The sequence below is a fragment of the Chloroflexota bacterium genome, assembly GCA_034717495.1.
In the GTDB taxonomy this organism is placed as follows: Bacteria; Chloroflexota; Anaerolineae; order JAAEKA01; family JAAEKA01; genus JAYELL01.
The window spans coordinates 26,500-35,928 of record JAYELL010000019.1; the positions used below are offsets into that span (position 1 = coordinate 26,500).

General features: G+C 58.0%; 8 protein-coding genes. All 8 read right to left on the reverse strand.

Annotation, left to right across the window (positions count from 1 at the left end):
- Positions 1-6 precede the first annotated feature (6 nt).
- The 8 genes from U9R25_04230 to U9R25_04265 all read right to left on the reverse strand — a co-directional run bounded on the left by U9R25_04230 (position 7) and on the right by U9R25_04265 (position 9,035).
- Positions 7-1,308 (reverse strand): M20/M25/M40 family metallo-hydrolase, encoded by a 1,302-nt coding sequence (locus U9R25_04230; GenBank protein MEA3335092.1) that lies wholly within the window; start codon positions 1,306-1,308, stop codon positions 7-9.
- Between the two features lie 64 nt (positions 1,309-1,372).
- Positions 1,373-2,539, reverse strand: a complete 1,167-nt coding sequence (locus U9R25_04235) for a Xaa-Pro peptidase family protein (GenBank protein MEA3335093.1) — start codon at positions 2,537-2,539, stop codon at positions 1,373-1,375.
- Between the two features lie 159 nt (positions 2,540-2,698).
- Positions 2,699-3,553, reverse strand: a complete 855-nt coding sequence (locus U9R25_04240) for a hypothetical protein (protein ID MEA3335094.1) — start codon at positions 3,551-3,553, stop codon at positions 2,699-2,701.
- Between the two features lie 413 nt (positions 3,554-3,966).
- Positions 3,967-4,980, reverse strand: coding sequence for a Gfo/Idh/MocA family oxidoreductase (locus U9R25_04245; GenBank protein MEA3335095.1), 1,014 nt, complete (start codon positions 4,978-4,980; stop codon positions 3,967-3,969).
- 424 nt (positions 4,981-5,404) lie between these two features.
- Positions 5,405-5,749: a hypothetical protein gene (locus U9R25_04250; GenBank protein MEA3335096.1), complete on the reverse strand. Its 345-nt coding sequence runs from the start codon at positions 5,747-5,749 to the stop codon at positions 5,405-5,407.
- Positions 5,750-5,879: 130 nt separating this feature from the next.
- Positions 5,880-6,884, reverse strand: a complete 1,005-nt coding sequence (locus tag U9R25_04255) for a Gfo/Idh/MocA family oxidoreductase (GenBank protein ID MEA3335097.1) — start codon at positions 6,882-6,884, stop codon at positions 5,880-5,882.
- Between the two features lie 34 nt (positions 6,885-6,918).
- Positions 6,919-7,722 carry a sugar phosphate isomerase/epimerase family protein gene (locus U9R25_04260; GenBank protein ID MEA3335098.1) on the reverse strand — a complete coding sequence of 268 codons (804 nt, stop codon included), beginning with the start codon at positions 7,720-7,722 and terminating at the stop codon, positions 6,919-6,921.
- A gap of 86 nt (positions 7,723-7,808) precedes the next feature.
- Positions 7,809-9,035, reverse strand: coding sequence for an ABC transporter substrate-binding protein (locus tag U9R25_04265; protein ID MEA3335099.1), 1,227 nt, complete (start codon positions 9,033-9,035; stop codon positions 7,809-7,811).
- Positions 9,036-9,429 lie beyond the last annotated feature (394 nt).

Consider the following 9,429-nt stretch of genomic DNA (forward strand, 5'->3'; position numbering starts at 1 on the left):
AGGCACCTAACTGAGATCAGCCCCGCACCACTGCAAAACAAAGACCAACAGACTCTCCCAAAACGAGAAAACACTCTCAAGTTCGACATATTCATCGGCGGCATGGGCATTGGCGCCGCTGGGGCCGAAGATGATGCCGGGCATGTCGAATATCTGGTGCAGGGCGAACATATCGCATGCATAAGGCGCACCGAGGATGTCGGGACGCGCCCCCGTCATCTGGGCGGCGCTCTCCGCCAGAAGCTGTACCGAGGGGTGATTGGGGTCCATTGCGGTGGGTACCATCCAACGCAAACGGAAGCGCATCTCGGGAATAGTGGCGAAGGCATCCGGATACCGGTCGATCACGCTCTGCAACCACCGCTTCAACTCTCCCAGAACATCCTCGCGGCGCTCTCCTGGCAGCACCTGGGCGATGAGTTCGATGCGGCCTTCGTTGGGAACGGCGATGGGTACGTTCGGCCCCCAACCGCCCGCGTACACCTTGGTAATCTGCACCGGCACAGGGTCGGGATAGCTCAGGTAGAGGGGATGGTCAGGATGGTTGCGCCGCACTGCCTGGAATTCATCGAGATGCGAAAGGAACAACGTCATCTGCTCTACGGCGTCCGCGGACTGCGCGCCCGCCGTGCCTGCCTCTAACCAGGTTCCTTTGCTGCTGGTGAAGATGAAACTGGCGATCAGCGCGCCGCGGGCCGCCGGGTAGATCTGCAGATCTGTTACTTCCGGCAAGATAGCCGCATCCATCGCACCATCCCGCAGCCGCCCGGCAATGGTGGCGTTTACCCCGCCCTCCTCTTCATCGACCACACACTCAAAGCTCAACGTCCCCTTCAGCGATAGTCCCTGCTCCCTGAGAGCCCTGTAAAGCACGGCCATCGCCCCCATCGGCCCCTTCATGTCAACCGAACCCAGGCCGTACAGCTTGCCATCATGGATTTCCGCGCCGAATGGCGGACGCGACCAGACGTTATCTCCCAAAGCCACCGTGTCCATGTGCCCGGTCAGCAACAGCGACCTGCCCCCGCCCCTGCCTGGCACAACGGATGAGAGATTGGGCCGATCTTCGTAGTTGCGGCCCGGCCAGTAGGCTTCATGCTCAAGCAGGCCGGGAACCTGATCCGGCTGGTAGAGGTCGACCGGCAGGCCTGCGCTCTGCAAATACTCCGCCAGATAGACCTGGCCCGCTTTCTCCTCGCCTGTCGGAGGCGTATTGCGGGTGGGAATGCGGATCAGGTCACGCATTACTTCCACAATCTCATCCTCGTAGCGGAGCCGCAGGTCATGGGCAAAACTGCTCAGGTTCATTGTTTCGTTCCTCGTGCCTTGCAGCGGGCTGAGAGCGGGGAGATCCTGCCTCTGCTTGCACCCATTACAATTCAATGATCTCGCGGCGGTAAGATGTCAATTCTTCGATCCCATCCTCCGTAACGATGATGCCATCTTCGTAACGCATGCCATACTCGCCATCACTGAGCCACACATCGATGTTGAACTGCATGTTGGGCTGGATGACTGTCTCGCTGCCCGCGCCCAGCCACAATCCTTCGACCTCGGATGTGCCGGTCCCGTGGGCAGGGCCGTAGAGGGTAAATTCCTCGAAGCCATAGCGCGATAGCGTATCGTGGTAGTTCTGGAAGACCTCTTTGGCCGCCACGCCGGGCCGGATATCCCGCAAAGCGCCGTTGACACCTTCCAGGGCGACGGTCATCAATTCCAGCGCCCGCGGCGGGGCCGCGCCGATAGCAAAGGGGCGGCACATGTTTCCGCAATAGCCCATATACTTCGCGCCGAAGGTTAGCTGAACCAACTCATTGCGGCGGATGCGGCGATCGGTGGAGCGGCAGAGGCTCTGGCGGGTGTTGGGGCCGGAACAGACCCAGATGGGATAGGGTGTGCCTTCTGCACCGAGACGCTTCATCGTGATGTGGGCATTGGCTTCGATCTGCCATTCGGGCATACCCTCGCAGGCCGTAGTCATGGCGTCGATCATCGCCTGTTCGGTGATCCAGTAGACTTTGCGAATGACGGCCAACTCAAACGCCGATTTGATCGCCCGCACGCCCAGCAACAGATCGTCAGCAGGGATGATCTCGGCATTGGGGGCCGCGTCCTTCAGGTCTTCGAGGATGAGATAGGGAAAGATGTTCCAGTCGGTGACGCCGATGCGGGCCGGCGTTTGTTTGCAGACAGAGGAAAGGATCGATTGAAAATCCTCATAGGTGACAGGCGGCACCCAGTCGGGCGCTGAGCTTTCGACAAAGGCGGGGTGAATACGGATATCTTTGATGCGGGAAAACTGTTTGGCGAACTCGTAGGACTCGGGCCCGCCGGTGACCAGGGCCGGTTCTCCCTGGCGCGGCACGACAATGCCGGCAAAGTCGAAAAAGGGCCAAAAATCGGCCAGGTAACGGCTGCTGGCCGATTCCGATTCGGAGGAGTAGGTTATGAGGACATCGATATCTGCTTCCTCCAGTGCCGTCTGCAAACGTGCTATTCGATTGCGATAATCCGAATCCGGGATCATGGATGTGCGCATGGCATCGCCTCCTGAAATAGAGTTGTGGTTCGTTTTTTCCGCAGAGTTCCGCGAACCTCCGGCTCCGATCTTTTCTGATGTCTGATCAGCGTTCATCGACGTTTATCAGCGGTTCATTCAGGTCTGCGGTTACCTTTCGCGGCAGGGCTCATCGAATCTCTACGACATGTGAATTTCAACGTCATTGGCCACCGGCCCCCAGATCGTGTACGTGCCGGGAACCGTCTGCAGCAATGAGCCGGGAACCAATGTATTTACGCGGCCATGGGCGCAGAGGCGGGCGATGAAGCGCTGCCAGCTCACGCCGCCGCCCAGATAGCCATCCAGCCAGAAGCTGCGATCGCGTGCGCCGACAATCTGGGCCGGGCCGATGGTGGCCGCTTTGGGCGGCACCCACGACCAGTCGCCGCCAAAGGAGTGCAAGGCGTTCTGCATGATCGTCATGGGCGTGAGTTCCACGATGCGCGCGCCCGCCTGCTTGTAGGCTTCCAGGTCATCGCCGAATTCCTCACCCAGGTCCGATTCCCAGAAGGCAATGTGACCGCACCAGCCGATGCCGCCGTAACAAACATCTGCCCCGCCCAGGTCTTCGATCATTTTGCCGTAGCCGTTGATGTTTTCGGCGGTGGGGAAATGAATCTGCTCCGGCGGCGGCCTCAGTTCCGGATCGATCCGCAGAAAGAAGTTCTCCATCATCGCCCTTTTGAAGGAACCTGGCCATTCTTCCGGGGCAGTGTTGCCATCCTGATCCGCGTATTCATCCATGTTGAAAGTATGGACATGGTGCATCGGAATGCGCAGGTTGTTGATCATGCGGGTGGCGATAGCATATTGCGGCATGGGGCCGACGGGAAAAATGCCGACGAAATGGCGATTCTCGTCCAACGCAAGCTTGATGCGGGTGACGATGTCGCTGGCGAAGGCGCCGTAGAACTCGCTGATATCGTCGACGACGCTGATCTGGAAATCGGGGTTTGGATGCGATGCGATGTCATCGCGCTTGATGGCGCGCACACGCGCACACTCTGCCACATCGCGAAAAGATATGAATTTTGCTAGATCATAGGTGAAACTCACATGCCTTCTCCTTGCAAGAACTGGACATCCAGGGTTACTACTACACGCGGGTGTAAATACTCCAACGGTTGTCACTCCTTCGACTTCGCCCCGTTCGGGAGGGATCGGGCAGCTCGGGGCACCGCTCAGGACAGGTCTGAGCGTGTCGATCGACCAGCTATCAAACCCTCGGTTTACTTACGCCCGGCTGTACCACATGGATCGCCGACCGACAGGTCCGGCGCGCTGACGTGGCGTTGCAGAGCGAGACCATCGCGAAGAGGAGGCTCCTTTTTCGTGGTTCTGGTGCTTCATGTCTTCGCGCGATTTCGCGGCTTCGTGATCCAAACGCCGGGTCTGGCAGTCACCATTCAGGAAAAATCTGCCACAGGCACCGGCGCGCCGATTTCGGCGGAGTGTTCGGCGGCCAGACAGGCTTGAACTGCGGCCAGCGATTCTTCGGGTGTGATAACGACAGGCGGCGTGCCATCGACGATGCAATTCAGGAAATAGCCCAGTTCTTCGGCCAGCGCGCCGCCGCGCACGCCGGGCCGGATTTCGGGCCAATAGGTGGGGTCAGGCGTATAGGAGCCATCCAGCCCCACAACTTGCAGGCTGGGGTAGGTCTCCTGCAGATAGACGCCGCCCTCTGTGCCGATGATCTCCATGCGTTCGTCTGGGAAATAGCCCTTGTGATCAGGCATGCACCACACGTTTTCGCACACCCCAATCGCGCCCGAATCGAAGCGATACATCGTCCAGCCAATATCGGGATACCTGTGGCCATTCACATTGAGCGTCTGCGCATAGGCGGTTTCGATGCTGGCTCCGGTGTACCAAAGCATGATGTCGGTGTCGTGCACGCCATCGCCGATGATGGGGCCGATCTTGGGCAGCACCGCCGCGCCAATGGAGACAGGCACATTTCGCCGGGCATAGATTGAGACGATTTTGCCGATCTTGCCCGCCTCGATCTCACGCTTGACAGCAGCGTAGCGAGGGTTGAAGCGCACAATGTGGCCGACCATGAAGAACTTGTCGGAGGCATTGGCGGCATCGACGATGGCGCGGCAATCGACCAGAGTGGACGCCATCGGTTTCTCCAGAAAGACATGCTTGCCGGCCCGGAGAGCAGCCAGCGTGGGCCCGGTATGCTGGTCCCACATGGTGGTGATGCTGACCGCCTCCAGTTCGGGGTCTTCCAGCATTTCATTGTAATCGGTGTAGAGATTGGTGACGCCGAATTTCTCGCCCAGTTGCTCCAGGCGGGATTCGGTGCGTGTACACAGCGAATGCAACTCCACGTTGGGCAACGAGGCCAGGGCTTCACCGTGGAATTCTCCGAACCAGCCCAGACCGATGATGCCATATTTGACTTTGTTCATGCTGCAACACCTCCTTACTTAGTGGCTGTCTAAAGATAACTTCCCGTTTGTGTCATTGCAAGTAACCAAAAGGCGCTCCACACCTCTGCATGATGCGCGGAAACAACTTACCATAAAACTGTTTCGTTAGCAGGCCGATAGGCCGAAGCAATCTCCAACAAGCAAACTCGGGAATTGCTTCGGGGCTGCACCCGCTGCTTAGAAACTTGCGATTTTCGGACCAACCGTGTGTCGTCCCCGCGAAGGCGGGGAACCAGAGCGTGAACTCCTGGGCTCTCGCTAGAACTCACGCTAGAACGACCAATTTTGGCACGCGATATCGATGGACTCCCGCTTGCCTAGCTCTCGCACCGCTTGCCAGCGTGCTGGTGTGGCGTCCGCCTTCTCTTTTGAAACTCTGTCTGTGGGGGTTTAATTGCGGCAATCAAACCTCTGCCTTATGCCAATCCTTGCCGACCTTGCTCTCCATATACTCGAACACCGCTCCATCTTTTGAGACGAAGACGACGCGCACATTGTCGTTGGCCTGGAATGGCCCGAGCAGTACCGGCGAGTCGCCCATGGCCTCCTCCAGGTTGGACACCTGAAACGCCATGTGCGGCAGATCGCGCACCGGACCGGTCACGGGCGAATCCGGCTCAAAGCGCAGGTATTCCACTTTGTATGGATGGTCGATCGGGTTGGTGACCCACACACGGGTCGCCTCCACCCACATTTCGCCTGCTTGTTTGTCGTCGGTTGGTATTCCAACATGATCGAAATCCCGCATATCAACTCCTTTTTGGACGATTACTGACCGAGGGCCGCCGACCACTGACCGCTGACCGCCGTCTTCTGGAAGCGGTCTGCCGTCCGTTGTCTGCGGTCTTCTGAGCATATTGTTACCTGCGCAACTCCAGTTACCAAAAGCGGATGACCTCACCGGTTTCGATGGATTGGCGGGCGGCGAGCGCTGTTTTCACCGCCAGTCTGCCCTGGGCGCCTGTGCCAAACTGTGGGCGACTGCCTTCCTGCACGCATTTTGCGAAGTAGGCCACCTCATTCTGATAGCCATCGCCCGCTTCCATTTCCAGCACCCTGGGCGGTTGGCCCGGTTGGTAAACCATCAGGCTATTGATGCCGTCGGCGCTGGAGTCCACCTGTTCCCCTCCTGCGCGCAGCGTGTATTCCACATTGCCCAGCTCGCAGCGAACAGATAGCGTCATGGTAAAGGGATAGCCGGCAGGCATGATGGCGTTGCCCTCAGCGAAACACTTGACGCCGCCATAATCGATCATGGTCATGGCCTGATCCCAACCGCCATGCGCGCCCCGCCGGCCCTGGGCGTAGAGTGTGTCCGGCTCGCCAAACAGCCAGTTCAGCGTGTCCAGATCGTGGATATGCAAGTCGAGTACCTCGCCGCCGCTCAGGCTGGCATCTTTGAACCATTCGGCCCAGCCGGGCGGTTCACACAGCCGCGAAGCGACCGCCGAAATTGGCGCGCCCAATTCGCCGCTCTGCAACACTTCAGCCAAAGCCACATATTCGGGCCAGAAACGCAGGACATGGGCGACCATGAGCAAACGATCCGCTTCGTCAGCGGCTGCGATCATGGCATCACAGTCTTCCACCGTCAGCGCCATCGGTTTTTCCACCAACACATCTTTGCCGGCAGCGAAGGCAGCCAGGGTGGCATCCCTGTGCAGATGCGTGGGCAGCGTGATGCTCACTGCTTCGACGCGCGGATCATCGACCAACGCCATCGAGTCGGTTGTCCATTCACAGCCAAGCTCCTCCGCCAACGCCCTGGCTCTTTCTTCAGAGCGGGAAGAAACGGCGATGAGATTGACATCCTCCAGCCTGGCGAAAGCGCGGGCGTGCGCTCCGCCCATGAAACCGGCTCCAAGCACTGCTACATTGAGCACAGCGGTTCTCCTCGTATGATTATGAATGTGGACGTCAGGACAGGCCCAAGTTGCTTAGCGTTTCGTAGGAAACCTTCATCGAGCGATCCACTTCGGCAAGAGGTGGAAAGGGCTCGCCCTGGAATTCGATCTCCACACTGAAGGGACCGGTATAACCTTCCTCCTCCAGGAGGTTGAGAATGCCGGAGAAATCGACAAGTCCCTCGCCCACAGCAGGAAAGTTCCAAACGCCCTTGCCGCCGGCGCTGTCTTTCAGATGAACATGCACGAGATAGGGCACGGTTGCACTTATATCGTCGACGGCCTGTACATCGGCATAAAAAACACAGTTGGCGGTGTCATAATTGATGCCCACGTTGTCGCGGCCGATCTCTTTGATGATGGGGATGGACAATGCTCCCGACGCCATGATGTCACCATGCACTTCCAAACCGATTACGACATCTTGTTCGGCAGCATAATCGGCCAGTTCATGGACGTAGCCCATGAAAGCGTCTTTATCCTCGTCTTCGCTGTAATGGCCGCCAATAGCCGTATTCATCAGAGAAACGCCGAGCTTCGTGCAGAGGTCGATGGCCTTCTTGCCAACCACCACCCCTTCAGCGGTGGTCAGATCGGAATGGCCGCTCAGGGCGGAGACCTTCAACCCCAATTGATCGAGTTTGCCTTTGATTTCGGCAATTTGTTCATCGGTGGCATCGATAGGCACGTGCTCTGTGTAGCCATCGACCGCCGAAAGTTCGACATATTCGAATCCGGCGGCGGCGATGCCCTGCAATGCTTCGTCCAAACCGTAGGTGTGATAGCTGTTGGTATGGCCAGCCAGAATGTTTTGCATATCCGCTCTCCTTTGCGAGATGTCAATAAGGGCAGCGGGCGGGACGAGGCCGAAAGATCGACTCATCCCGCCCAAGAGATAGCAGCCTAATCCATAGACCAGGGAACCTTATCGGTTGTAACCGCGGCCCACTCCTCGCTCAGTTCGCAAGCCTCGGCGTCTGCCATAATGCGTTCGACATCGAAGCTGTTGGCAACTTCGATCAAATCGTTATTGACCACCTGTCCCGCCTCATACTGATTCTGAATTTGCTCCAGATCATAGACGGTGTCGATGTACTCCTGCCAGTTGTCCATATCATTGTAGCCATAGCCCAGTCCATCTTTGTAACTCTGGAAATACAGATCGGCCAATTCGACCATCGAGTCGAAGGCGAGCTGCGGTTCCATCTGTTCTTGGACGGCAGGGAACTGGTTGTAGGCAATCTGAGCAGCGCAGCGCGGGTTGCGCCGGGCGAGATCAAAGGCCATCGCATTGGCTGTGAAGAATCGCTCCCACGTATCACGCATCTCAGGGTCTTCCAGGTCCTCGGCACGGATGGAATAGCCGTTAGACGGATGGTTGGAGAAATCGGTGCCGATGAGGTACTTCAGGTCCAGACCTTGCGCTCCCCACTGCGCTTCCAGGCCGCGCCATGCCAGGGCGGCATCAGCCTCACCCAGAGCCGCAGCCTGAGCCCATTGGTTACCCGCGTTCAAATAGGTGACCGTGCTGGGATCAACGCCAGCCTCCACCAAGATGGGATCGACGATGACCGACCAGCCTCCCGAGCCGAGGGAAATGCTTTTTCCCTCGAGATCTTGCACAGTTTCGATGTCACTGTCAGGGGCCATAGCAAAGTTGAAAGTCTGGCCCAGCATCATCTCCCATGGTTGCACCAGCGGCATGCCGGCGTCGATACTCGCCAACAGCACACCGGGTGAGGGATAACCGATATCTGCTTGACCTTCAGCGACGAGTTTGGTGACCGCAAGCGCCTCCAGGGGGCCAGGCTGCAACTCAAGATCAATGCCCATCTCGTCGAAATAGCCCATTTCTCTGGCTACCCAAAGGTTGAAGTCGTCCATCACCTCCAGCGTCCCGCGGGGCGATACCCAGACAACCTTATCAGGTTCGGCTGCTGCTTCAGGCTCTTCAGCGACGGGTTCTTCAGCAACCGGTTCTTCCACGGCAGGTTCTTCAGCAACTGGTTGTTCAGCAACCGGCGCGGCGGGCGCAGCGGTTTGAGGGACGGCACAGGCTGCCAACAGGCCGCCAAAAGCAAGGATCACGATCAGCAGGAATAGGTTTCGGGTGACTGCGTGGCTTCTCATGGAGTCTTCTCCTTAAAGAGTGTTTGTGCCTGCCTGGCAGGCTGGTCAAGTAGCGGTAATTCGTCCTCATTCATCATTTATCCTCAGATGTATTTGTTGATTTTCACCTCCTTGGTGCATCCAGCACCCTGACTGTTGGAGTCGACCATTTGACACGCGGAGTGAGCATCCTGTGCGAAACCTCCCGCAGGGGCAGATGCGAACAGGTTCACATCCACACAAGCAGGCCCTCACCCGCCGTAGTGCGCCAGGTCCAGAGGGAGCGTAGTGTAGACAATCTACGCTTCCCAACTGGCCCATTTCTTGCCAACGAAGTAGAACAGCACGTAAAGACTGACGCCGATGACGGCAATGAGTATGATAACGGCAAAGAAGCTGGCCATGCGGGCCAGAG

Bases quoted from the DNA above. Each gene is read 5' to 3' on its own strand.
- U9R25_04265 (MEA3335099.1), bottom strand. From the start codon at position 9,035: ATGAGAAGCCACGCAGTCACCCGAAACCTATTCCTGCTGATCGTGATC.
- U9R25_04245 (MEA3335095.1), bottom strand. From the start codon at position 4,980: ATGAACAAAGTCAAATATGGCATCATCGGTCTGGGCTGGTTCGGAGAA.
- U9R25_04230 (MEA3335092.1), bottom strand. From the start codon at position 1,308: ATGAACCTGAGCAGTTTTGCCCATGACCTGCGGCTCCGCTACGAGGAT.
- U9R25_04235 (MEA3335093.1), bottom strand. From the start codon at position 2,539: ATGCGCACATCCATGATCCCGGATTCGGATTATCGCAATCGAATAGCA.
- U9R25_04260 (MEA3335098.1), bottom strand. From the start codon at position 7,722: ATGCAAAACATTCTGGCTGGCCATACCAACAGCTATCACACCTACGGT.
- U9R25_04250 (MEA3335096.1), bottom strand. From the start codon at position 5,749: ATGCGGGATTTCGATCATGTTGGAATACCAACCGACGACAAACAAGCA.